Source organism: Campylobacter iguaniorum, from assembly GCF_000736415.1.
Classification (GTDB): Bacteria; Campylobacterota; Campylobacteria; order Campylobacterales; family Campylobacteraceae; genus Campylobacter; species Campylobacter iguaniorum.
Genome location: NZ_CP009043.1, coordinates 1,185,240 through 1,208,456 on the forward strand (window position 1 = coordinate 1,185,240; position 23,217 = coordinate 1,208,456).

Genomic DNA, 23,217 nt, shown 5'->3' on the forward strand with positions numbered 1-23,217 from the left:
TTACATATGCTTAGACCAACTAGCCCCACGCTCTTTTTGATATAGTTCATAAGGCAACGCCAATATATTAAACTCTCTTGGCATCTCAAGACTAGGAAACATTCTCCACTCTTGAGGTAATCTTTGAGCCAGCATAATAGATAGCTTATTTGCTATTTGATATCCCTCATTTAGTGTGGTGTGACCCTTATGCACATAAAGATGAAGATGACCTGGTGTCTTGCTTTGATACGCAGTAAAGTTTATAAACCCCTCTTCTCTAAGCAAAAGCTGTGCCCTATGCCAAAATCTCTCAGGAGTTCTTCCATTGTAATCAAAAACTATATTTTCTACCTTGTCATCTTTGCTTATCAAAGAGTGAGCAGCTATTATTTTATCCTCTTCATGCTCTTTTTGAACACTATAGTTTAGCGGCTCATCAACTCTTTCAAATTTATCAAAGAAATATCTACCCTTGTATTCTATCTTATTTACTATAGTATCACGCTTGATAAAATAATGGCTTGTGATCATCTTTATAAGCGTTAAATCCGTACTTTGCATTAAAACATTGCCTTATCATAAATAATAAATTGATGTGCTAAATCTTTAAGCTCTGCTTTAATTTTAGCTTGCAAATCAGTGTTATTGATATCATCTAAAACATCAGCTATGCGACTAGCTATAAGCTCGAATTCGCCCTCTTTCATACCTCTTGCAGTAAGCGCTGGACTTCCTACTCTAATACCACTAGTAACAAATGGACTTCTAGTCTCACCCGGAACTGTATTTTTATTTACTGTGATACCTGCATTACCTAGAGCTATATCGGCATCTTTTCCACTAAATTCTTTATTTAAGAAGCTTACTAGAACAAGGTGATTATCTGTTCCGCCACTTACTAGGTCATACCCTCTTGCCATAAGAACTTCGCCAAGTTTTTTGGCATTTGCTTTTACTTGTTTAGCATAAACTTTCCACTCATCACTTAAGTTATGTTTGAAGCCAACTGCTTTACCAGCAATAACATGCATAAGTGGTCCACCTTGGATACCTGGGAAGATTGAGCTGTTGATTTTTTTAGCAAATTCCTCATCATTTGTCATGATGATACCGCCTCTTGGGCCCCTTAATGTTTTATGAGTAGTTGAGCTTACTACGTGGCAGTGCGGGAATGGGCTATTGTGTTCACCTGCTACTACAAGTCCAGCGATATGTGCAACATCTGCAAATAGATAAGCTCCAACGCTATCAGCTATTTCTCTAAATCTTTTAAAATCAATCTCTCTAGCATAAGCACTAGCTCCACAAACTATCATTTTTGGTTTTGTGATATTTGCTATTTCTTCAACTTTATCATAGTTTATGCGACCATCTAGTTCAACGCCATAAAAGAAGCTTTCATAGTTTTTTCCAGAGCTTGAAACTTTTGAGCCATGAGTAAGGTGTCCGCCATGGCTTAGATCCATACCTAAAATCTTATCACCTGGTTTTAAAAATGCACCATAAACGCCTTGATTTGCTTGGCTACCACTATTTGGTTGGACATTTGCAAACTCACAACCAAAAAGTTTTTTACATCTGTCGATTGCGATTTGCTCGATCTCATCGACAAATTCGCAACCACCATAATATCTTTTGCCAGGATAGCCCTCAGCGTATTTATTTGTAAGAACCGAACCCATTACTTCCATAACATCTGGATATGTGAAGTTTTCACTAGCGATCATTTCAAGGTGATCACACTGTCTTTGTAGCTCTTTATTTACTAAAGAATATATATCTTTATCGAAATTTTCTAAACTCATTTTTATCTCCTTAATTTTCGTTTTTTAGTGGTTTCATCGCAGGGAAAAGTATAACATCCCTAATTGATTTTTTATTTAATAGCAACATTACTAACCTATCAACACCAAGCCCCCAACCAGCAGTCGGTGGCATAGCATAACCTAAAGCCTGACAGTAGTCCTCATCCATCTCATGAGCCTCATCATCTCCTGCGTTTTTCGCATCGATTTGAGCTTTAAATCTACCATATTGATCGATTGGATCATTTAGCTCATTAAATGCGTTTGCAAGCTCGCGTCCAGCGATAAATAGCTCAAATCTCTCAGCTACATTACTATCAGCGTCACTACGTCTTGAAAGTGGGCTTATAGAGATAGGAAAATCAACTATAAATGTAGGATTTATCAGCTTGTCTTCTACATAATTATCAAAAAGTTCAGCTTGTAAATGTCCAAGATCTAGCTTGTCATTTGCTTCAAATTTATCCTCTTTAAGTTTTGCTAAGATTTTTTCTTTGTTTGTAGCTATATCTCTGCTTATGCCGCCTATTTCAACAATAGCATCAATATAATTTACCCTTGCAAAAGGTTTTGAGAAATCTATCATTTTACCATCAAATTCAATTATTTTTGGTAAATTTAGCTTATCAAGAAGGGTAGCAAATAGCTCTTCAGTTAGATCCATTACTTCAAAATAATCATGCCAAGCCCAGTAAAACTCAATACTAGTAAACTCAGGATTGTGAGTAAGATCCATGCCTTCATTTCTAAAGCATCTATTCATCTCAAAGACAGCTTCCATACCGCCTACTACAAGCCTTTTTAAGTATAATTCTGGAGCTATCTTTAGGTATCTATCTACGTCCAAAGCATTGTGATGAGTTATGAATGGTTTTGCGTTTGCCCCGCCAGCAATCGGGTGCATCATAGGAGTTTCAACTTCTAAAAATCCCCTATCTTCAAAAAATCTTCTAATAGTACTAACTATTAAAGAGCGTTTAGCAAAATCACTTCTTACATCGCTATCCATAATCATATCAAGGTATCTTTGACGATATCTCATCTCGACATCAGTTAGCCCGTGGAACTTCTCTGGAAGCGGACTGATAGCTTTGCTGGCTAAAACTATCTTACTAGCATGTATACTAAACTCGCCAGTTTTAGTGATAAAAGCATATCCAGTCACTAAAATCACATCTCCGACTTCAAGATTTTTCTTAAATTTAGTATAATCTTCTTCGCCTATGCTACCTAAAGAATAGTAAATTTGAATATTGTCATTCTCATCTTCCATATTTGCAAAAGTTGATTTGCCAGCAACTCTTTTTAGCTTCAAACGACCAGATATGGTTACTTCTTCATCAGCTTTTTTCTCATCGCCTTCTATATCTTTTATGTATGCAAATTTGTTTTTAAACTCGCTTATGCTCATATCTTTTTTTAGAAAATGTGGATATGGATTTACCCCCATACTTCTAAGTTCATCAGCTTTCGCAAGCCTCGTTACTTCTTGTTCGTTTTCAAAAATCACTTAACTACCTTTTTAAATTTTTTTCTTATTACAGCTTTGACATATGCCATAAAGTTGCATCATGTGACCCGTTAGTTTAAATCCATGATCTTTTGCGATGATAGATTGTCTTTTTTCTATGGTTGGGTCTTCAAACTCTATGATATTTCCACACATTCTACATATCATATGATCATGATGAGGCTTTGTAGCAAGCTCAAATTTCTTGCCTTGAGCACCAAAACTTATAGAAGTCACCATGCCTGATTCTTCTAGCAAATTTAAAGTACGGTACACTGTAGCTATACCTAAATTTAGATCAGGATGACCTTCTTTTATATACAAATACAACTGCTCTGGTGTAAAATGATCACTGTTATTGTAAAGAGTTTTTAATAAAATTTCTCTTTGTTTTGTGTATTTTAAGCCATTATCTCTTAAAACTTTCTTGAATTTTTCCAAAAGAGTATCGTATTCTATATTATCAATGCCGTTCATTGCATATCCTTTGTGCTGTTTGTTTCGTTATTATCAGTTGGTATATCAAGTCTTTGCTCTACTTCTTGTTTTGTCTTATTTAAATCTACATTCATGATAAACTTACCACTAGCCAAAAGCACTGGATAAACCTTGCTATTTTCAAAATATGGCTCAACTTTTTGACTCAAAATGCTTATGTTTGAAACTATCGCAGCGAATATAGAAAAAACTAAAAATATCTTCGCACTTCCAACAAAAAATCCAAGAATCTTATCGATAAAACCAAGCCCGCTCATAGAAAGCATCTTTGAAAATAAATTTCCAACCAATAAACATAAAAGCCAAAATATAACCAAAGTAGCCAAAAATCCAAAGAAAAATGAAGAAGATTCGCTTAGTTTATATATGTTATCACTTATTAGTTGTCCGACTAAATTTGCATTTCTACTAGCGATAATAACGCCACCAATCAAGCCTATAAGCCCAAAAACCTCTTTTACAAGACCATTTATAATGCCCTTGATACCAAGTATTACGACAAGAGCTATAACTATAATATCAAACCATGTAATCAAATCCATTTATATTGTACCTATCTTTCCTGCAAGTTCTTGCTGATTTGTTGAGTAACGAATGGCATTTTCTCTACTTATAATGCCAGATCTTACCACCTTTTCCATTGCTTGGGTTTGGGTTTGCATACCAGTATTTTGCTGATTTAACTGCATTTGGGAGTAAATTTGATGTACTTTATTTTCTCTTATCAAATTTGAAATAGCTGGATTATTTATAAGTATCTCATGAACTGCAAATCTTCCACCGGCATTTTTAGGAACTAAAGTCTGAGATATCACAGCGTGAAGTGATATGCTAAGCATATTTCTTACTTGGACTTGCTCAACTTCGTCAAAACTATCTACTATTCTATTTATTGTTTGGATAGCAGAGTTAGTATGAAGCGTCCCAAAAACAAGGTGTCCAGTCTCGGCTGCTGCTATGGCTATAGATATAGTTTCAGGATCTCTTAGATCGCCCACAAGTATGATATCTGGATCCTCACGCAGGGCGTATTTTAAAGCTCTAGCAAAAGATTTTGTATCTGTTCCTACATTTCTATGAGAAAAAAGTGATTTTTTATTTTGGTGAACGAATTCTATAGGATCTTCTATAGTTATGATATGCTTTCTTTCGGTTAAATTTATCTCATTTAGCAATGCAGCAAGGGTTGTTGATTTGCCAGCTCCAGTTGGTCCAGTGACAAGTATAAGTCCTTTTTCTCTTTTTACTAATTCAGAAAAAATATCAGGAGCACCCAAATCTTTTAAACTTGGGATTTCTAAAGGAATAATCCTAAAAGCAGCCGCTAAGCTTCCATTCATAGTGTAGTAGCAGTTTCCTCTAAAACGACCAATTCCAGGTAACTCTAGGGCAAAATCAAGCTCTTTATTTTCTTCTAGCTCGCTTTTTTGCGAATCAGTTAGTATGGAATAGCATAAATTTTCTATATCTGCGCCATCTAAAACCCTATCAGCAAGAGGCCTTAATACGCCATCTATTCTAACTTGTGGCTCGCTTCTACCAACAAGATGCAAATCACTTGCTTTGTTGTGAGTAACTGTTTTTAAAAGTGTTTCTATATTCATAAATTACTCAATGATTTTTGGAACTTCAAAATACCTATCTTCTTTTTTAGGTGCATTTTGCAAAATTATATCTATAACATCTCCGGCTACTGGAGTGTCCTCTCTAAATGGAGTTCCGCCACTTATAGTACTTACTGCAGCTTCTACATTATCCAAATCTAATTCATTTAGAACCTCGACAAAATCAACTATATTTCCAAGCTGACTTTTGAATTCTTCGCGATTTCCTTCTGGTATTTTAAACGCACTAAGTTTTTCTAGTTTATCTAGCATTTTATCATCTATTTGCATATATCCACAACTCCAATTGGGTAATTTTCTAACAATTATAACACAATTTAGCTTTAATTAAATGAAGTTTTCAAAAATAAATTATCAAAATAGTGTTGATTTTGACTATAAAAAAGTTTTTTGCTTTGATTTTATTTTTTATAAGATTTTTTATGATAGAATTACGGAAATTTTACACTTAAGGACACCACCTTGGCTATCAAAGAAGATATTAATTATATAAAAAATGAGATAAGTTCGCAAGAACAATTTTTAGAAAATGCTATTAGAAGTGAAAGATTTCTTAAAAAAAATAAAAAGATTATAATAGCCATAGTAGTTATAGCATTACTTACTATATTTGTTTATGTCATAAAAACTATAGCATACGAAAAAAACTTAGAAACTACAAATCAAGCTTATAAAGCATTGCTCCAAAATCCAAACGATAGCGCAGCGCAAAGTATTTTAAAAGAAAAATCACCTTCTTTGTTTGCCTTATATGCTATAAAAAATGCTAATGACACAAACAGCACAGCTTTGATTGATGAAGCTTTAAATATGCAAATAGATCCACTTTTAAAAGAGGTTATAAATAGTGCAAAAAACCAAAACACTGACGGTCTGATGTCAAGCTACGCAGCATTAATAAGTGGATATGAGCTGCTAAAACAAAACAAAATAGAAGAAGCCAAGATTGAGTTTTCTAAAATACCACAAAATTCACCATTAGAAGGCATCTCTAAAAATTTACAACACTACCAAGGAAAATAAATTTATGAAATATATACTAGCTATCTGTATTGCTTTTGGGTTGCTTATATTTAGTGGTTGTTCGACAAAAAGAAAGTATTTTGAACCCCAAAATATTGACAAAGAGATGAGCTATAGCCAAAATCTCCCATCATCTATAAAATACACAGCAAGAGATGGAGCGACGCTAGAAGATGGGCAAATCATAACTAAAACAGGTCTAAAAAATACCGTAAAACTAGAAGAAAATGATAGATTTATTGGCGAATTTGACGGTAAATTTATAGTATCAAATTTAGACGGAACGCTAAAAATCCTAGATCTTCAAAACACAGTTTATGAGAGAAAATTTCCTCAAGCTATAGTCGCTGCTTCACTTAGCGGATCAAAGCTAGCAGCTCTGAGCTCAAGAAATACGATTTATCTCGTAGATATATATAGAGATAATGTGGATTTGGAATACGTCGTAGGCGATACTTACGCGCAAGATTCTAGAACTGCTGCTCCGATATTTTTAAGCTCTCTTATAGTTTATCCAACTCTTGATGGAAAAATCATGATAGTAGATAAAGCAAGCGGAAATATCATAAGAGACGCCGTAGTAAGTAGTGAGCCATTTTTCAACAACATTATATATTTAGATGTTTTTGAAGATAAGATGTTTGCCGCAACCGCTACAAAAGTTATGATGATAAGTCCTAGTCTTACCAAAGAATACAGCGGACAGATCAAAGATGTTATTCTTTATAAAAATAGAATTTATGTCTTATTAAAAGACGGATTTATCGAGGCAATGGATCTAAATTTAAACTCTATAGCAAAAACTGAGTTTAAATTTGCAATATTTTCAAACATAATTCCAAAAGGCGATTATCTATATATAATAGAAAAAACCGGGTACCTTCTTAAAACAAATTTAGATCTAACCAGCCAAGAGGTCATAGAGCTAAATGGTGAGATAGAAGATAAAAGTTTTGCTAGTAAAAATACATTTTATTATGATGATAAGATCCTAAAACTAGACTGATGGATAACCAAATTTCTGAAATTTTTAGCCAAAATAAGATACTTTTACGCAATCTTAAAACGCTTGATTTCTCAGAATTTAGTAAAAAAAGAAATTATCAGCTTTTTTTAGGAATTGATACAAATAGTTTTTATACTTTAGTTTTTTTAAGAACAGCAAAAAGTAAGGTGTTTAACAAAGAGATTGGCGATCTAGCCACTGTTTGCAAAGAGATTGAAAATAAATTTGATACGCTTATAAAGCGTAGGATATTGATTTATAATTCACAAATTTGCCAAAAAGTTATAAGTGCGAATAAGGATTGGAAATTCTATGCTTTTATGTGACATAGGAAATACAACAGCTACATTTTACAAAGATAGAAAAATTTGGAGTTTAGATATAGATAAATTTAGGCTATTTACTCCAGATGAAAAAGTCTATTATATCAGCGTCAATGACAATCTTGAAGATATTCTAAGCAATGATATATTTGTAAATCTTGAGCCATATATCAAATTTAGCACAACCTATCTCGGTCTTGGCATAGATAGAGCTGCAGTTTGCTACTCTATCAAAACAGGTTTTATAGTAGATGCTGGTAGTGCTATCACAATGGATCTTATGTCAAATAATATCCATCTTGGCGGCTTCATACTTCCAGGCATCACAACGACACTAAATAGTCTTAAAAAAATATCAAACCGTCTTGATAAACCACTAAATTCACAAATCGATCTTGACTGTATCCCTCAAAAAACAGCTGACGCAATAAGCTATGGCATCATAAAGCCCATAATCTTGCTTGTAGAAGAGCTATCAAACGATAAACCTATCTACTTCACAGGTGGAGACGGCGAGTTTTTATCAAGATTTTTTAAAAATGCAATCTATGACCGCGCGCTCATTTTTAGAGGAATGCTAAAAGCCATAGATGAAAATAAGGAGATCATTTGCTAAAAGTAGCATTACCAAAAGGCAGAATTGCCGAAGATACATTAGAAATTTTTACTAAAATTTTTGGAAACGAGTTTAAATTTGAAGATAGAAAGCTTACTATGACTCAAGGGAATTTTGAGTTTTTAATGGTAAGAAATCAAGATATTCCTACTTATGTCACTGAAGGAGCTGCTGATATCGGAGTCGTTGGGCTTGACGTGCTTGAAGAGCATAACGCAGATGTCCTAAGACTTCTTGATCTCAAACTTGGTAAATGTAAAGTCTGCATAGGCATAAAAAACGAAGATAAGCTTGACTACTCAAAACCAGAGATAAAAATCGCCACAAAAATGCCAAATATAACAAGAAATTATTTCGCCACTAAAGCAACTGCAGTCAAAATCATCAAGCTTTATGGCTCGATTGAGCTAGCTCCGATAGTTGGATTAAGTGATGCTATCGTCGATATAGTCGAGACTGGCACCACAATGAAACAAAATGGACTCAAAGTAGCAGAAGCGATCATGGATAGCTCAGCACACTTAATCGCAAACAAAAATAGCTTTATAGTAAAAAGAGAGGAGATACTCTCACTCTATCATAAAATCAATGATTTGATAAACTAAGGAGAAATTTGAGACAGGTCAGTATATCAAACAGAGATTTTCTCATCATATCTTTAATGCTTTTTTCCATGTTTTTTGGGGCTGGAAACTTTATATTTCCACCTATGGTAGGCAAAGAAGCTGGCATAAACTTTTATGAAGCCATACTATTTTTTTGTATAACTGCTGTTTTATTGCCTGTTTTAGGAATAGCCGCTGTCGCAAAAAGCGGGACTTTAGATAAGTTAGTTTATAGAGTGGATAAATACTTTGCCCCTATTTTTACCATACTTGTCTATATCATCATCGGCCCGCTTCTTGCCATACCAAGAGCTGCAAATATGCCTTATGAAATTAGTCTATCTCCTTATCTTGCAGATAGTTGGCTAGTCGTTTATATGGTAATATATTTTGTTTTAAATTACATAGTTTGCATAAACAAAACCGCCATGATAGACACTATGGGCAGGTGGCTGACACCTATAATGCTAGTGCTAATATGTCTATTTTTTATAGTTGCCATTGTAGGCAATATGGGAGAGTTTTCAACCCCTATTGGTAAGTATGCTACCTCACCAGCCTCTAGTGGATTTTTAGACGGATACCAAACAATGGACGCTATGGCGGCTCTTGTCTTTGGTATAGTCGTCGTCTCATCGATAAAACAAATCGGCGTCAATCAAAGCATAGTATCAACCACTATAAAATCAGGCGTCTTTGCTGGAATTATACTAGCTTGCATATATATCATGCTAGCCTACATAGGAGCTAGTAGTGCATCACTTTTCCCTGATACTAAAAACGGTGCAAACATATTATCACTGACTACGAACTATCTCTTTGGTGGATATGGGGCGATCATACTTGGAGCCATATTTTTACTAGCTTGTTTTACGACTACAGTTGGACTTATAAGCTCGGCTAGTGAGTATTTTAGTAAATTTAACCACAGATTAGGTTATAAATTTTGGGTTTTTGCGTGGAGTTTTTTAAGCTTTTGTATGGCAAATATCGGACTTAATGAAATTCTCAAATATAGCATTCCTATACTTACTACTTTTTATCCAGTTTCTATAGTGCTTATTATTTTGTCTTTGATAGACCACTTCATAGACTCATCAAAAATAGTATACAGAAGCTGTATTTATACTACTTTAGTAATCAGTTTGGTTCACTCTTTACAAGAATCAGGGCTATTAGATTATAAATTTAGTGTGCTAAATTTCTTACCATTTTACGATGCTGGGCTTGGCTGGATCATACCTACTTTAATCGCTTTTTGTATCTCTTACTTGATATTTAGAGCCAAAAAAAGAGGCGGGATTTGAATCCATATCTGTTTATAACAGTATCAAGTATACTGTTTTTTTTTATAAACTTTTACTGCTACAAGAGGATTAAGCAAAACTCTCTTGTATCTAAATTTAAAAAGCTAATAGCTTTTATCTTTATATTTTTATATCTCTTTGAACTTATGTTTTTTATCACGTTAAAAAGTGGCGAATTAACTGGACTTTTATATAAAATATCCATATTTTGCGTTGGCATAAGTTTTGTTTTATTTATGGTTTTACTGCCTTTTGATCTAGCCTTATTTGGAACAAGGAAGTTTAGCAAAGACAGGAGAAAGGCGTTAAAATTTATCTTTGACGTAAGTGTTTTACTTGGGTTTTTTGTATATGCTTTTAAAGGTATTTTTAATGCGAATTTTAATACCGTCATCACCAAAAGAGACGTAGAGATAAAAGGGCTAAAAGAGCCGCTAAACATAGCAATCATAAGCGATATTCACATAGGCGAGTTTTTGCAAAAGGAGTTCTTGCAAGGCATTGTTGATAAGGTAAACACCTTGCAAGCGGACGCCGTTTTTATAGTCGGCGATATAGTTGATTTAAGCAGCGACAAACTTGGTGATTTTTTAGAGCCATTAAATGAATTAAAATCTAAATTTGGTACGTATTTGGTCATCGGAAACCACGAATATTATCATGGCATAGATACTTTAATAGATAAATTTAAAACGCTAAATTTAAAACTTTTAGAAAATGAAAATGTTAAATTTGGCGGTATAAATTTAGCTGGAGTTTATGATTTAGCTGGTTTGAAATTTGGCTTGTATGAGCCTGATTTTGATAAAGCACTTTCAAATTTAGATCCAAATTTGCCAACAATTTTACTAACCCACCAGCCAAAATCGCTAAATTTATTAACCAAAGATGTGGATTTGGCTATCTGCGGACACACTCATGCTGGGCAGATTTTTCCGTTTTCGTTTTTTGTTTGGTTGGATCAAAAATACGTCTATGGGCTCTATCAAATTTCACAAAAAATGCAGCTCCTAGTAAGTAGTGGAGTTGGATTTTGGGGGCCACCACTAAGACTGCTTAGCAAAAGTGAGATTGTAAATCTGACTTTAAAAAACAAAGGATAATTATGAATTATAATAAATTTTCTAATTATTTTGGATTAATTGCACATTATAAATTTCCAAAGTGGCTGCAAACTCAGATAAATTGCTGGTACGTTGATAAATTTAAAATAGATATGAGTGAGTTTAAAAAAGCCGATGATTATGATAGCCTAAACTCACTTTTCACAAGAAAACTATTAAAGCAAAGAGTGCTAGAAGATGGCTTCATAAGCCCAAGTGATGGGCTTTGTTTAGAAGTAGCTAGAGGCGATAAACTCATGGCTTACAGCATCAAAAATCACTCTTATCAAGTGGGTGATTTGCTAAAAAATAGTCTAGCTAATGATGAACTTGAAGGAGAGTTTAACTACCTAAATATCTATCTTTCTCCAAGCGATTATCATCACTACCACGCACCTTGCGATATGCAAATTTTAAGCTTAGAATACGTGCCTGGAGAGCTTTTTAGCGTAGCGAAAAACTGGCTTAAAAAAGTAGATAATCTATATCCTAAAAATGAAAGAGTTATTCTAAAGGCAAAGCTAGAAAATAACAAAATCATTTGGCTAGTTTTTGTCGGTGCTTGGAATGTTGGCAAGATGAAATTCGACTTCGAGCCACGTATAAACACAAACTCAAATTTAGAGTATTGCTTTTATAAATATGAAAATTTAAAAGTAAAAAAAGGCGAACACTTGGGTAATTTTGAGCTTGGCTCAACCATAGTTTTGATAAGTCAAAATGAAGCTATAAGATACGATATAAAAGCAGATCAAAAGATTAAATTTGGAGAAAAAATCGGCGAATTATTATAAAACTAGTCGCCTAGATATAACATAAAAAAGTAGTTAAACGCCTTTTAAAGGCGTTTAAAATTAAATAATAGGGTTTCCATGATAAACAACATCTTTTGAATCAGCACTATCTAGCTTACGCACGATTTCGCCTATTTTGTTGTTGTTTGATTTTTCTATCTCTTCATCTAAATCTTGATAGCTATAGACCATTGACACAGTTGATATACCTTGTAATCTTTCTATGATTTTATAAGATTTGATCTCTTCATCAAAGTTTTTTGCTTCAATAGTTACTACTATTTTATCATTTTCGCACGCCACGACTTCACAGTTTTTAATTTCACAGATTTTTGCTTTGATGTTATCTATCATACTCAAATCAGCGACATTTACAACAAGGCTTGAAATATTCATTTTATGCTCCAAAAGTAAATTGCATTATCATAAGCGACAGTTATTAGCTCATCATTCCAAAATAACATATAATGAACTTGCTCTTTATCATAATCTATATGTTTAAATTTCTTTCCATCCAAAGTAAAGATATCGATTCCGTCTTCATTATAATACGCACCGAATTTATCACCAAGCCCTACTCTTAAAACGTGCTTGTCTTTGCTTTCAAAAATATGAGCCTTTTTGCCATCAAAATAATATGCTAAGTTCTCAGCTGATCCAGCGACAAATTTATCACCAATAGCTCCTACGCTATATAAAATATCTTTTTGGATAGGAAGCTCTTTTATGATTTTTTTGGTTTTTAAATCATAATAAATCACAACTCCACCCTCGCTCACTGCAACTAGCACATTTCGGTCTGCTAAGTACTCGCTATCGCCTATCCAAGATGAATAAGTAAGCTTTGTTTGGAAGCTAAGCTTGAATGTTTTAAGATCTAAATAATAAAGCTCACTACTCAAACCAACTACCAAAAGAGTATTATCATCTATGAAAAATAGCTCTTTTAAACCCTCTTCGACGTCCAAATAACTAAGTTTATTATTTTCAAAAATACCGATTCTTCTTTGTCTATTATCAGTCTCATAGATGATAGCTATTTTGCCATCTCTAATATCAATCGCACTGATTCTCGAACCTATATTTTCTTCAATAGTCGTAGAAATATTTGGTACTTCTAATACCTTGTTTAGGTTTTTGTTGATTAAATCATAGCTAAGAAGCTGACTGTTATCTGTACCGATAAACAGCTGGTTTTTGTATAGTTTAGCACTTACAGCATTAGCTGGAATATCTAGTTTATAATCAGCAAATAAACAAACAAAAAGACCCATTAAAACTACAAAAAATTTCATACTCTAATCCTTTTTTACGCTCATCAAAATAGCACTCTTAAAACAAGAGCTTAGACACTCACCACAATTAACGCACTTTTGGTTGATTACTGGACGAAACACACCAAAATACTCAATTGCTTTAAATTTACACACATCGTAACAATTATAGCAAATTACGTCATTCCACGCAAGACACGAATTTACATTTATAAAGGTTTTTGCATTTATAATAGCAGGATTTTCTAAGCTTAAAACACCATTTGGACAGACATTTGCACACTCTTTGCAAAAATCACACCCAAGCTTGGAAGTGTCAAATTTAACCCTACCTTCTTCGTATATCAAAACATCTCTATGACAAGCCTTAATACAAAGCAAGTCACACTCTAAACAATCAAATTTACCACCAAAATATGGTGGCATTATGTCTTGGGGCTTTTCATTTGCCCCAAGTATTTTTCCAAATAAAGCTCTTTTGGAAAGGTCAGGCATTATATACCTTGATTTAATACATCAAGCAAGTTTGAACTCTCATTGCTATCTTTATATCTAAAGTCAGCTTTGAAATTATTTTTCTTAAGAGGTTTAACATCTGCTTGAGCAACGTGACATTGAGTACAGTTAAATCTAGACTCGCTAAGCTGACCACCTAAATCTTTACCAGTTCTAAGGTCTGTTAAGTGACTTTTTGGAACTGGTAAAGTTCCTGCATCTTTTGCAACTTCAGGCATATGGCAAGTAACACACATATTGCTCTCAGCTGTGATAGGAATAAGTCCTTCTAGGCTATGTGGGATAAGTGGTGGAGCATTCTCGAAGCTTCTATCAAATCTCTTATTTGTTCCTGGAACATCTCCAAGCCATTTTATCTCTGGATTCTTGACACTGTTTTCATCAACTATATCAACTGTCCTTAGTCCTATTTCTGTATCGGTAACTTGTTTGCTAGAACCGCAAGCGACAAGTAACAGTGCAGCTGATAAGCAAAGCACAATATTTTTCATTTATTAACTCCTAATTTCAATATGCTAAAATTAATGGCATCATCATTGCAAACTTCTACGCATTTACCGCAGCTTATGCATTCGCTACTGATGATTCCACTTTTTGTTCCAACTATATCTAAAACTTTTTCTTCTGGACAAACTACCTTACATTTAAAGCATTTGCTACATTTATCGTAGTTGTATTTGACACGAATGAGACTAAATTTACTCACGATAGCATAAAATGCACCAAGCGGACAGATGTGAGCACAGATAAGTCTTTTGCCTACAAATGTCTCTATAGCTATGATTATCACAGCTATGCTAATAGCACTACTACCAAGATAAACAACCCCTCTTGTAAATCCACCTACAAAACTAACGCTCTCAAATGCTGCTATACCAAAGATAGCGCTAAATATTAGGCTTAAAACAAGCAGATAATATCTCAAATTTGGACTTAAATTTAAGATATTTTTGCCTATTTTTAATTTTGTTCTCAAAAAAGCTCCGCAATCTGTGAGTATATTTACAGGACAAACCCATCCACAAAACGCTCTAGGAGCAATAAGTGCATAAAAAATAAGCACTATAAAAGCTCCAGTTATTGCAACAGAAGATACACTAAAACTAGCTAAAAATAGTTGCAATACAGCAAACGGATCGCTTAGGTTGATTGTGTTTAGTAGCGTTGAGCTACTTAAACTTCCTTGTAAAATTTTAACCCCATAAATATTTCCAGCGATAAAAAGTGCCAATATACCAAATTGAACTAATCTTCTTAAAATAGTAATTTTCATAGTTCATCTCCATCGTTTAGATAGTTAAGACTTTTTTTGCTATTTAGCTTGATCTTGGTGTCAGGGTTTTTGATTCTATCAAAATCACCTTCATCCCAACCTTTTATATAATTGTCATTCATCTCGCCTTTTATCACCTCTCTTGGAACTACAGTGATAGACGCCTTTTTAGTTATACAAGATTGTTCGCATTTTCCACATCCAGTACATACATCAGTATCTACTATTGGAAGTAAGAATGCGTGTTTTCCTGTTCTTTCATTGTGTTTATACTCTAGCTTCAAGGCCTTATCGATCAAAGGACAATTTCTATAACAAGCATCACATCTAAGACCAAAATACGCTATACAAGTCTTATCATCTACGACTGCCATACCCATTCTTGACTTGTTTATATCAAGTTTGCTATCGCTCATCATAGAGCTAGCGTCTAAAGCCCCAGTAGGACATTTAACAGCGCAAGGTATATCAGTACACATATAACAAGGTATCTCTCTTGGTTTGAAAAACGGTGTTCCCATACCAATTCCACCATCTCTAAACTGTGCTAGTTTAAGTGTGTGAAATGGACACGCATCCACGCAGATACCACAACGAATACATAAAGATAAAAATTTATCCTCGTCCATTGCGCCTGGTGGGCGTAGTTTAAGAACAGGCGAAGCAGAGGCGAATTCGCCATAAGCAAATCCTCCAGCTGCTAGCAAGCCAACTAGACTAAAACCTTGTTTTATCGCTTCGCGTCTTTGCATAATTAAGCCTTATAAATCTTAACTGCGCATTTTTTAAAGTCAGTTTGTTTTGATATCGGATCTGTCGCATCCAAACAGACCTTATTTATAAATACGTTCTCATCAAACCATGGAACATAGATCAAACCTTCAGCTGGTTTATTTCTACCACGGAAGTCTACTCTTGCTTTTACTTTTCCACGACGACTCTCTACCCATACGATATCGTTTTGTTTGACACCAAATTTATTGCCATCGATTTCGTTCATATAGCATAGCGCTTCAGGAACAGCACGGTAAAGCTCAGGAACACGCATAGTCATAGTACCACTATGCCAGTGCTCTAGAACACGGCCTGTACATAACCATAGTGGATACTCTTTGCTTGGCATTTCTGGTGGATCCATGTATGGACGGAAGAAGATTTTTGCTCTACTTTTTAGCGCTTCTTTTTCTTTTGAAGTTGCTTTAAACAAGTCACCACTTAGAAGTGCACCTGCTTTATTTCCGTAGAATGCAAACTCACCATCTGGATTTGCTTTTTTAGCATATACGTCGTATTTGGTATTGAATCTCCAAAGAGTCTCTTTACCATCAACAACTGGCCATCTAAGACCACGAACTTTATGGTATGTATCAAAGTCAGCCAAATCATGTCCATGACCTGTACCAAACTCACGATACTCTTCCCATAGATATTTTTGAATAAAGAAGCCATAACCTTCAAATACTTTACCATCTGATCCGACAACTTTTCTGCTATCGCCAAATACCTCAGTATTGTCATAGTTTTCCATAATAGGATCTTGTGCGGCAAATTTCTTAGCTTTTTTATTTGCAAATAAAACATCAAATAGTGTATCTTCAGGAGATATACCCATTTTTGCTGCTTCATCAAGAACATTTGGCAATGTAAGTTTTGCATCTACTTTTACTTCGCCCCAGAAATCTTTGACTTTAAAGCGTTTTGCAAATTCCAAATATTGCCATGTATCACTCATAGCCTCGCCTACTGGTAGTACTTGTTGTCTCCAGTGTTGAGTTCTTCTTTCGGCATTACCATAAGCACCCCATTTTTCATATATCATTGCAGTTGGAAGTATCAAGTCAGCGACTTTAGCAGAGATTCCAGGATATGGATCACTTACTACAATAAAGTTATTCATCTCTCTAGCAGCTGCTATCCAGTGATTAGCATTTGCTGAGTTGTGCCATGGGTTATTTACGTGAACCCAAATAAATTTAATCTTACCGTCTTCAAGGTCTCTCATGATTTTCATATATGGAGCACCTGGTTTAGGGTTGATAGTTTTAGCTGGAACACCCCAAATTTTTTCACTTATTTCTCTGTGTTTTGGATTTGCTACAACCATATCTGCTGGAAGTCTGTGAGAGAATGTACCTACCTCTCTAGCTGTACCACAAGCACTTGGTTGTCCTGTTAGTGAGAATGCGCCACTACCTGGTTTTGCTTGTTTACCAAGTAAGAAGTGAACCATATAACTTTGTTCATTTACCCAAACACCTCTTGTGTGTTGGTTCATACCCATTGTCCAGAAGCTCACTACTTTACGATTTTTTTCTATATAAAGGTCAGCTAATGCTTTTAATTTTTTCTTGAATTGTTCCAAATCTTCGTTTGGATCGCCTTTTGCAAGTTCGGCAACAAAGTCTAGAGTATAAGGAGCTAAAGCTTTTTTGAAATCTTCAAATCCGATTATCCAGTGTTTATCTGCACTGCCACTATTTTTGTTTTCTAGTGTATCACCAGCTTTCATACCTAAATAAGCTAGAGTTACGCCTTCGTTTTTGCTAAGAACTGTTGATTTTTCTTTTGCTGCAGTATCTAGCTCGCTTGGTCTGTATTTAGGGTGGTTGATGTTTGTTCTCATACCATAACCGATATCAACTGGACCAGTTGTAAATACACAGTTATCTTTTACAAATTTCTCATCTATAGCTTCAGGATGATTGTAAACAATCTCTCTAGCTATGTAGTTCCATATAGCAAGGTCGGTATGTGGAGTAAAGATGATTTCTATATCAGCAATATTTGAAGTTCTTGTTGAATAAGTTGATAGGTTTACAACTTTTACTTTCTCAGGATCTCTTAGCTTTCTATCGCTCACTCTTGACCAAAGGATAGGGTGCATCTCTGACATATTTGCTCCCCAAGCTACTATAGTATCAGTAAGCTCAATATCATCATAACAACCAGCAGGCTCATCTATACCAAATGTTTGCATAAAACCAACAACAGCACTTGCCATACAGTGACGTGCATTTGGGTCTATGTTGTGGCTTCTAAATCCAGCTTTCATAAGTTTAGATATAGCAAAACCCTCAGGGATTGTGTATTGACCGCTACCAAACATACCTATACCGGTAGGTCCAAGCTCTTTGTAAGTATTGCGGAATTGTTTTTCCATCTCATCAAAAGCTCTTTGCCAACTAACTTCTTGGAATTTGCCTTTTTTGTCAAATTCGCCGTTTGCATTAACTCTTAAAAGAGGTTTTGTTATACGGTCTTCACCATACATGATTTTAGCATTAAAGTAACCTTTAATACAGTTAAGTCCTCTATTTACCGGAGCTAGTGGATCACCTTTTACGGCAACTATTTTTCCATCTTTTGTAGCAATCATGACACCACAGCCAGTTCCGCAGAACCTACAAGCTGCTTTATCCCAACGCCAACCGTTATCGGCTTCTGCAGCACCCAATGAACTAGGAGCAGCTATTCCAGCAGCTGAACAAGCAGCAGCGGCAGCTGAACTTTTAATAAATTCTCGTCTATCCATTTGTTACACCTTTCTTGCATATTGCAAAATCTCGCAAGAAAATTATATTTAATTTTTATCGTTTTGCAACTTAAAATCTGACTAACTCATAACATATAATTTTTTAATTTTAAATATTATTAATTTTTTAATCCATAAAATAAATTTATGAATATTATTGTGTGTAGCATATAGCTATATTTCATGGCACTTGCTTCCATGATAATTTTACTAAATTTACAATATTTTGATATCTGTTATTAATATGTTAAATATAAAGTTCAAATTTTATATTTAACATATTAATAATCCAAATAATCAAATTTGAGCTAAAAAATAAAAAATAAGCTAACAGTAGAGTAAGGAATTAAGATATTATTAAATTTAGCATCTATTTAATTTTTATTATTCAAAAAATCAGATTACTGTAAGTTTATAAACAACATAAGACCGTAAATTTAGAATGCTTTATTTAATATTCCATTTATTAATCAAATTTTGAATATCAGATTTATGTGTCTTTACAAATTCATCTATAAACTCAGCAAATTCTGGGTCATCTTTTCTAGTTGCTATACCGTAATTTTCTAAAGAAAAACCATAATCCAAAATATGTGTATGCTCATCAACATACCCAAGAAGCACTGCTCTATCTATGCAAAATGCATCTATATTTCCAGATATCAACTCAGCTTTTATCCAGCCATAATCTTGATATGTTTTGATATCAAATGTCATATTTAGATCAAGTGATAAATCATCTATAGCTTTTTTAGATGTCGAGCCACCAGATACACCTATGATTTTATTATTCAAGTCTTCTATAGAAGTTATGCTTGGATCTTTTTTGACTAAACAACCTATCTGGTTTTGATAATATGGCGAACTAAAGGTATAAATATACTCTCTAAGCTTTGTTGCGCTAAATGTAGCGATGATAGCATCGACTCTTTTGGTATCTAGCATTCTTCCACGCGTTCTATCACTTACTGGGATTGTGACGAGCTTGGTTTCATCGCCCAAAATAGCTTTAGTTAAAAGCTTTGCTATATCTATTTCAAAGCCGTCTATCTTTCCAGTTTCTTTGTTTAAATAACCAAAAGACGGCACATTGTCCTTTACTCCGATAACTAGCCTGTCTTTGATTTTTATAGATTCAATAGTAGAGAGTTGATTACTGTCTTTTGCACTATCACAAGCCACAAAGGCAAGACCAATAAACAATACAAATAAACTTCTCAATACTATTTTCATCGCATTTCCTAAGTAAATTTAAATCAAACGTTGAATCTAAAATGCATTACATCGCCATCATTTACGATATAATCTTTGCCCTCAAGTCTCATCTTGCCAGCTTCTTTGGCTTTGCTTTCGCCGCCACAAGCCACGTAATCATCATAGCCGATCACCTCAGCCCTGATGAATCCTCTTTCAAAGTCATTATGTATCACACTAGCAGCTTTTGGAGCTTTCCAGCCTTTTACTATAGTCCAAGCCCTAACCTCCACGACTCCAGCTGTGAAATAACTTATCAAATTTAACTTTGCAAAAGCCGTTCTTATGATACACTCAAGTCCGCTTTCTTTAGCTCCAAGACTCTCTAGCATCTCAGCAGCTTCTTCATCGCTCATTCCGATAAGCTCTTCTTCTATCTTAGCACAAAGTTTTATTACTTCGTGATTTGATTTTTTAGCATACTCTCTTACTTTTTGCACATATTCGTTGTCTATTGCGATGTTGTCTTCATCGACATTTGCGCCATATATGACTTCTTTTGCAGAAAGCAATCTTAGTTCTTTATTTAAATTTATAAAAGCTTCGCTATCAGCCCCTCTAAAACTACTTGCGCTATTGCCGTTATTTAGATGTTCAAGAAGTGCATTTGCGTACTCCAAGCTCTCTTTTGAGCCTTTTGCTCCAGCTTTTGCCTCTTTAAGAAGTCTTTCTATTTTTTTGTTTAATTGCTCAATATCAGCTAGTATCAGCTCAGTTTCTATTATCTCAATATCTCTTATAGGATCGACGCTGTTTTCTACGTGAGTGACATTTGAGTCATCAAAGCAGCGAACCATGTGCAGTATGACCTCAGTTTCTCTGATGTTTGAGAGAAATTTATTGCCAAGTCCTTCGCCCTTACTAGCACCTTTTACAAGTCCTGCGATATCGACAAACTCGATGGTAGAATACTGAATTTTGTTTGGATTTACTATTTTAGCAAGCTCATTTAGTCTTTTATCTGGAACTGGCACGATGGCTTTGTTTGGCTCAATCGTGCAAAATGGATAATTCGCAGCCTCAGCGTTGCTAGCCTTTGTCAAAGCATTGAAAGTCGTTGATTTGCCGACGTTTGGAAGTCCTACTATACCTACTGCTAAACCCATTATTTATTACCCTTTTCATAATTTCTTGCTAATTTATTTAAATAATACAAATTCGCCCTAACCCCAGCTCCAGTCGCGCCTATTTGGTTGTATCCCCATGCTTTTTCTGTGTATGCAGGGCCTGCGATATCTAAATGAAGCCACTTATCTTTATACTCATCTTTGATAAATTTATCAAGGAATATTCCAGCCGTGATAGCTCCGCCGTATCTGCTTGAAGCTGTGTTGCTAATGTCTGCGATATTTGATTTGACTAGCTCTCTTAAATGGTCGTTAAACTCCAAAATAGTCAGATTTTCGCCACTTCTTTTAGTGAAGTTTTTAAACTCGCTTTGAAGTTCATAACTGTTTCCCATAACTCCAGTTGTATACTCGCCAAGACCAACCACGCAAGCTCCAGTCAAAGTCGCCATATCTATTAGCAAGTCTGGATTTAGCTCACTTTGAGCCCAGTCTAGGCAATCAGCTAGCACAAGTCTACCCTCAGCGTCTGTGTTTCTCACCTCTACGCTCACACCACTTCTAGTGATAAGTACATCATCAGGTTTATAAGCGTCGCCACCTATCATATTTTCAGTCGCACCAAGAACTGCATGTATCTCAAAAGGAAGCTCAAGCTCGCACGCTGCTTTGATTATACCCATAGCAGCTGCTGCGCCGCTTTTGTCACTTTTCATAGTTAGCATATAGTCGCTCGGTTTTAGGCTCAAACCACCGCTATCATAAGTAAGACCTTTGCCCACAAAAACGATCTTTTTAAGGCTCTCATTTTTTGGAGTGTATTTTAGATGAATTAGGCGTGGCGGATGAGCGCTAGCTCTATTTACTGCTAAAAATGCGTTCATATTTTGAGCTTTTAGGTAGTTTTCATCGTGGATTTTGCACTCCAAATTTACATACTCTAAAGTTAGTTTTTTAGCATCTTCTTCCATTTTTATAGGAGTGTAGATTTCTGGGATTTCATTTACTATGTCTTTGGCAAAATTTGTAGCATTTGCGATTATTTTTCCATGATTTAAGCCCAAATTTGCCTCATAAAGCTTGATTTCTTTACCGCCAAACTCATCTGTGCTTATCAAAATTTCTGCCAAATTTAAGCTTTTTTTCTCGCTTTTGTATCTGTCAAATTTATAAGCACTAAGCACAAATCCCTCAGCTATGGCTTCAAAAGACATCTTGTAGCAGCTATCAACATAGCTTGCCATTTTTATGCTTTTTACATTTAGCTCTTTTATAGCGTTAAATGCCTTTGCCACGCCTTGGCGAATGCTCTCAGGCTCAGTGTTTTTGATACCTACATAAACACGCCTCAAGCTTGGCAAGTTTAAAACGCCCTCGCCTTTGAAATTATAAAACTCAAATTCCTTGCTATCTTTTATAAATTTATGATTTAAATCTTTATTCACGACAAAAATAAGCTCATAATCAGCATTTATTTCATTTAATGATTTTTCAATTATTGTGAAGTTCATGTCTTTTTTTCCTTTCGTTTAATATATTTTTTTCTAGTTGTTTAAAGCCAAAAAGCAATCCGCACAAAAATATAACAATTATAGGAATAGCCAAATACCAATGCTTCTCAGCCCAGTGAATCGCATTCCAAATAGTCTGCCCAAAATACCAAGCTAAAAGTATTGTGATACCAGCCCACATCCAAGCGCTTATTAAATTTATAAAGGCAAATTTTTTCGCGCTATATCTTGTGATACCAATACTCATAGGGATAACTGTCCTAAATCCATACATATAGCGTTGCACGAAGATAATTGGCCAACCATATTTTTTGAGTAGCAAGTGGGCTACGGCAAATTTCCGCCTTTGTTTGGTTAGTTTTCTTTGGATATATTTTTTATTGTATCTTCCTATAAAAAAGTAAATTTGATCCCCGACAAATCCACCAATACCAGCTACAAAAACTATCATAGCTAAATTTACATGGCCTTCGTGGGCTAAAATTCCTGCAAGTATAAGAGCGATTTCGCCCTCCATAATACACCAAACAAAAATAACCAAATACGCCCAATCTTTATACTCAAAAAGTAGAGTTTTTAATGTTTCTTCCATT

Annotated in this window: 26 protein-coding genes; 8 read left to right on the forward strand and 18 right to left on the reverse strand. The window is 34.8% G+C overall.

What is annotated here, in order from left to right; translation table 11 throughout:
• Genes CIG1485E_RS05935 through gatC form a run of 7 tightly spaced genes read right to left on the reverse strand, consistent with a single transcriptional unit; the run spans position 1 to position 5,690 of the window.
• Positions 1-543: a DUF1882 domain-containing protein gene (locus CIG1485E_RS05935; RefSeq protein WP_038454599.1), complete on the reverse strand. Its 543-nt coding sequence runs from the start codon at positions 541-543 to the stop codon at positions 1-3.
• Positions 543-1,787 (reverse strand): serine hydroxymethyltransferase, encoded by a 1,245-nt coding sequence (locus CIG1485E_RS05940; protein ID WP_038454601.1) that lies wholly within the window; start codon positions 1,785-1,787, stop codon positions 543-545. Before CIG1485E_RS05940 ends, CIG1485E_RS05935 begins: the two co-directional genes overlap by 1 nt.
• 10 nt (positions 1,788-1,797) lie before the next feature.
• A complete protein-coding gene (gene lysS, locus CIG1485E_RS05945; protein WP_235183870.1) occupies positions 1,798-3,294 on the reverse strand; it encodes a lysine--tRNA ligase in 1,497 nt (498 codons plus the stop codon).
• A 15-nt stretch (positions 3,295-3,309) separates the two neighbouring features.
• Positions 3,310-3,774: a Fur family transcriptional regulator gene (locus tag CIG1485E_RS05950; protein WP_038454605.1), complete on the reverse strand. Its 465-nt coding sequence runs from the start codon at positions 3,772-3,774 to the stop codon at positions 3,310-3,312.
• Positions 3,771-4,337, reverse strand: a complete 567-nt coding sequence (locus tag CIG1485E_RS05955; RefSeq protein WP_038454606.1) for a CvpA family protein — start codon at positions 4,335-4,337, stop codon at positions 3,771-3,773. The genes CIG1485E_RS05950 and CIG1485E_RS05955 overlap by 4 nt, the downstream gene beginning before the upstream one ends.
• Positions 4,338-5,399 (reverse strand): type IV pilus twitching motility protein PilT, encoded by a 1,062-nt coding sequence (locus tag CIG1485E_RS05960; protein ID WP_038454607.1) that lies wholly within the window; start codon positions 5,397-5,399, stop codon positions 4,338-4,340.
• A gap of 3 nt (positions 5,400-5,402) precedes the next feature.
• Positions 5,403-5,690, reverse strand: a complete 288-nt coding sequence (gatC, locus tag CIG1485E_RS09525; RefSeq protein ID WP_038454608.1) for an Asp-tRNA(Asn)/Glu-tRNA(Gln) amidotransferase subunit GatC — start codon at positions 5,688-5,690, stop codon at positions 5,403-5,405.
• Between the two features lie 192 nt (positions 5,691-5,882).
• Between gatC and CIG1485E_RS05970 the strand changes: the two genes are divergently transcribed.
• The 8 genes from CIG1485E_RS05970 to CIG1485E_RS06005 are packed head-to-tail and all read left to right on the forward strand — an operon-like array spanning position 5,883 to position 12,197.
• Positions 5,883-6,443 (forward strand): hypothetical protein, encoded by a 561-nt coding sequence (locus CIG1485E_RS05970; RefSeq protein ID WP_038454609.1) that lies wholly within the window; start codon positions 5,883-5,885, stop codon positions 6,441-6,443.
• Positions 6,444-6,447: 4 nt separating this feature from the next.
• Entirely contained in the window at positions 6,448-7,449 is a 1,002-nt protein-coding gene (locus tag CIG1485E_RS05975) for a PQQ-binding-like beta-propeller repeat protein (RefSeq protein WP_038454610.1), read from the forward strand.
• Entirely contained in the window at positions 7,449-7,775 is a 327-nt protein-coding gene (locus CIG1485E_RS05980) for a hypothetical protein (protein WP_038454612.1), read from the forward strand. The genes CIG1485E_RS05975 and CIG1485E_RS05980 overlap by 1 nt, the downstream gene beginning before the upstream one ends.
• Entirely contained in the window at positions 7,762-8,388 is a 627-nt protein-coding gene (locus CIG1485E_RS05985) for a type III pantothenate kinase (RefSeq protein ID WP_038454614.1), read from the forward strand. The genes CIG1485E_RS05980 and CIG1485E_RS05985 overlap by 14 nt, the downstream gene beginning before the upstream one ends.
• Positions 8,382-8,993, forward strand: a complete 612-nt coding sequence (gene hisG, locus CIG1485E_RS05990) for an ATP phosphoribosyltransferase (protein WP_038454616.1) — start codon at positions 8,382-8,384, stop codon at positions 8,991-8,993. The genes CIG1485E_RS05985 and hisG overlap by 7 nt, the downstream gene beginning before the upstream one ends.
• Positions 8,994-9,001: 8 nt before the next feature.
• Positions 9,002-10,300, forward strand: a complete 1,299-nt coding sequence (gene brnQ / locus CIG1485E_RS05995; protein WP_265182797.1) for a branched-chain amino acid transport system II carrier protein — start codon at positions 9,002-9,004, stop codon at positions 10,298-10,300.
• The gene (locus CIG1485E_RS06000; protein ID WP_051870943.1) at positions 10,297-11,403 is read left to right on the forward strand and encodes a metallophosphoesterase; all 1,107 of its coding nucleotides are present in this window, start codon (positions 10,297-10,299) and stop codon (positions 11,401-11,403) included. The genes brnQ and CIG1485E_RS06000 overlap by 4 nt, the downstream gene beginning before the upstream one ends.
• Before the next feature lie 2 nt (positions 11,404-11,405).
• Positions 11,406-12,197 (forward strand): phosphatidylserine decarboxylase, encoded by a 792-nt coding sequence (locus tag CIG1485E_RS06005; protein WP_038454618.1) that lies wholly within the window; start codon positions 11,406-11,408, stop codon positions 12,195-12,197.
• A 60-nt stretch (positions 12,198-12,257) separates the two neighbouring features.
• Here the strand turns inward: CIG1485E_RS06005 and CIG1485E_RS06010 are convergent, their stop codons facing one another.
• From CIG1485E_RS06010 to CIG1485E_RS06060, 11 genes are all read right to left on the reverse strand, one after another.
• On the reverse strand, positions 12,258-12,593 hold the full coding sequence (locus CIG1485E_RS06010) for a chaperone NapD (RefSeq protein ID WP_038454620.1): 336 nt from the start codon (positions 12,591-12,593) through the stop codon (positions 12,258-12,260).
• Positions 12,590-13,492, reverse strand: coding sequence for a WD40 repeat domain-containing protein (locus tag CIG1485E_RS06015; protein ID WP_038454622.1), 903 nt, complete (start codon positions 13,490-13,492; stop codon positions 12,590-12,592). Before CIG1485E_RS06015 ends, CIG1485E_RS06010 begins: the two co-directional genes overlap by 4 nt.
• 3 nt (positions 13,493-13,495) lie before the next feature.
• Positions 13,496-13,966, reverse strand: a complete 471-nt coding sequence (locus CIG1485E_RS06020; protein ID WP_038454624.1) for a 4Fe-4S dicluster domain-containing protein — start codon at positions 13,964-13,966, stop codon at positions 13,496-13,498.
• Positions 13,966-14,478, reverse strand: a complete 513-nt coding sequence (locus tag CIG1485E_RS06025) for a nitrate reductase cytochrome c-type subunit (RefSeq protein WP_038454625.1) — start codon at positions 14,476-14,478, stop codon at positions 13,966-13,968. The genes CIG1485E_RS06020 and CIG1485E_RS06025 overlap by 1 nt, the downstream gene beginning before the upstream one ends.
• On the reverse strand, positions 14,475-15,260 hold the full coding sequence (gene napH, locus CIG1485E_RS06030; protein ID WP_038454626.1) for a quinol dehydrogenase ferredoxin subunit NapH: 786 nt from the start codon (positions 15,258-15,260) through the stop codon (positions 14,475-14,477). Before napH ends, CIG1485E_RS06025 begins: the two co-directional genes overlap by 4 nt.
• Positions 15,257-16,012, reverse strand: a complete 756-nt coding sequence (gene napG, locus CIG1485E_RS06035; RefSeq protein ID WP_038454627.1) for a ferredoxin-type protein NapG — start codon at positions 16,010-16,012, stop codon at positions 15,257-15,259. The genes napH and napG overlap by 4 nt, the downstream gene beginning before the upstream one ends.
• A gap of 2 nt (positions 16,013-16,014) precedes the next feature.
• The gene (gene napA, locus CIG1485E_RS06040) at positions 16,015-18,792 is read right to left on the reverse strand and encodes a nitrate reductase catalytic subunit NapA (protein ID WP_038454628.1); all 2,778 of its coding nucleotides are present in this window, start codon (positions 18,790-18,792) and stop codon (positions 16,015-16,017) included.
• A gap of 447 nt (positions 18,793-19,239) precedes the next feature.
• Positions 19,240-20,025, reverse strand: coding sequence for a transporter substrate-binding domain-containing protein (locus tag CIG1485E_RS06045; protein ID WP_038454629.1), 786 nt, complete (start codon positions 20,023-20,025; stop codon positions 19,240-19,242).
• Positions 20,026-20,048: 23 nt separating this feature from the next.
• A complete protein-coding gene (ychF, locus tag CIG1485E_RS06050) occupies positions 20,049-21,152 on the reverse strand; it encodes a redox-regulated ATPase YchF (protein ID WP_038454631.1) in 1,104 nt (367 codons plus the stop codon).
• Positions 21,152-22,624: a leucyl aminopeptidase gene (locus tag CIG1485E_RS06055; RefSeq protein WP_038454633.1), complete on the reverse strand. Its 1,473-nt coding sequence runs from the start codon at positions 22,622-22,624 to the stop codon at positions 21,152-21,154. Before CIG1485E_RS06055 ends, ychF begins: the two co-directional genes overlap by 1 nt.
• A complete protein-coding gene (locus tag CIG1485E_RS06060; protein WP_038454635.1) occupies positions 22,605-23,216 on the reverse strand; it encodes a DedA family protein in 612 nt (203 codons plus the stop codon). The genes CIG1485E_RS06055 and CIG1485E_RS06060 overlap by 20 nt, the downstream gene beginning before the upstream one ends.
• Between the last annotated feature and the right edge of the window lies 1 nt (position 23,217).

What these genes read in the sequence shown, in the direction of transcription:
- CIG1485E_RS06055 (WP_038454633.1), bottom strand. Translation starts at nt 22,624, where the DNA reads ATGAACTTCACAATAATTGAAAAATCATTAAATGAAATAAATGCTGAT.
- CIG1485E_RS05985 (WP_038454614.1), top strand. Translation starts at nt 7,762, where the DNA reads ATGCTTTTATGTGACATAGGAAATACAACAGCTACATTTTACAAAGAT.
- CIG1485E_RS05975 (WP_038454610.1), top strand. Translation starts at nt 6,448, where the DNA reads ATGAAATATATACTAGCTATCTGTATTGCTTTTGGGTTGCTTATATTT.
- CIG1485E_RS06015 (WP_038454622.1), bottom strand. Translation starts at nt 13,492, where the DNA reads ATGAAATTTTTTGTAGTTTTAATGGGTCTTTTTGTTTGTTTATTTGCT.
- CIG1485E_RS05960 (WP_038454607.1), bottom strand. Translation starts at nt 5,399, where the DNA reads ATGAATATAGAAACACTTTTAAAAACAGTTACTCACAACAAAGCAAGT.
- ychF (WP_038454631.1), bottom strand. Translation starts at nt 21,152, where the DNA reads ATGGGTTTAGCAGTAGGTATAGTAGGACTTCCAAACGTCGGCAAATCA.
- CIG1485E_RS05935 (WP_038454599.1), bottom strand. Translation starts at nt 543, where the DNA reads ATGCAAAGTACGGATTTAACGCTTATAAAGATGATCACAAGCCATTAT.
- gatC (WP_038454608.1), bottom strand. Translation starts at nt 5,690, where the DNA reads ATGCAAATAGATGATAAAATGCTAGATAAACTAGAAAAACTTAGTGCG.
- CIG1485E_RS06005 (WP_038454618.1), top strand. Translation starts at nt 11,406, where the DNA reads ATGAATTATAATAAATTTTCTAATTATTTTGGATTAATTGCACATTAT.
- CIG1485E_RS05940 (WP_038454601.1), bottom strand. Translation starts at nt 1,787, where the DNA reads ATGAGTTTAGAAAATTTCGATAAAGATATATATTCTTTAGTAAATAAA.
- CIG1485E_RS06060 (WP_038454635.1), bottom strand. Translation starts at nt 23,216, where the DNA reads ATGGAAGAAACATTAAAAACTCTACTTTTTGAGTATAAAGATTGGGCG.
- napA (WP_038454628.1), bottom strand. Translation starts at nt 18,792, where the DNA reads ATGGATAGACGAGAATTTATTAAAAGTTCAGCTGCCGCTGCTGCTTGT.
- CIG1485E_RS05980 (WP_038454612.1), top strand. Translation starts at nt 7,449, where the DNA reads ATGGATAACCAAATTTCTGAAATTTTTAGCCAAAATAAGATACTTTTA.
- napG (WP_038454627.1), bottom strand. Translation starts at nt 16,012, where the DNA reads ATGCAAAGACGCGAAGCGATAAAACAAGGTTTTAGTCTAGTTGGCTTG.
- CIG1485E_RS06045 (WP_038454629.1), bottom strand. Translation starts at nt 20,025, where the DNA reads ATGAAAATAGTATTGAGAAGTTTATTTGTATTGTTTATTGGTCTTGCC.
- CIG1485E_RS05950 (WP_038454605.1), bottom strand. Translation starts at nt 3,774, where the DNA reads ATGAACGGCATTGATAATATAGAATACGATACTCTTTTGGAAAAATTC.
- CIG1485E_RS06025 (WP_038454625.1), bottom strand. Translation starts at nt 14,478, where the DNA reads ATGAAAAATATTGTGCTTTGCTTATCAGCTGCACTGTTACTTGTCGCT.
- CIG1485E_RS06020 (WP_038454624.1), bottom strand. Translation starts at nt 13,966, where the DNA reads ATGCCTGACCTTTCCAAAAGAGCTTTATTTGGAAAAATACTTGGGGCA.
- napH (WP_038454626.1), bottom strand. Translation starts at nt 15,260, where the DNA reads ATGAAAATTACTATTTTAAGAAGATTAGTTCAATTTGGTATATTGGCA.
- CIG1485E_RS05955 (WP_038454606.1), bottom strand. Translation starts at nt 4,337, where the DNA reads ATGGATTTGATTACATGGTTTGATATTATAGTTATAGCTCTTGTCGTA.
- CIG1485E_RS06010 (WP_038454620.1), bottom strand. Translation starts at nt 12,593, where the DNA reads ATGAATATTTCAAGCCTTGTTGTAAATGTCGCTGATTTGAGTATGATA.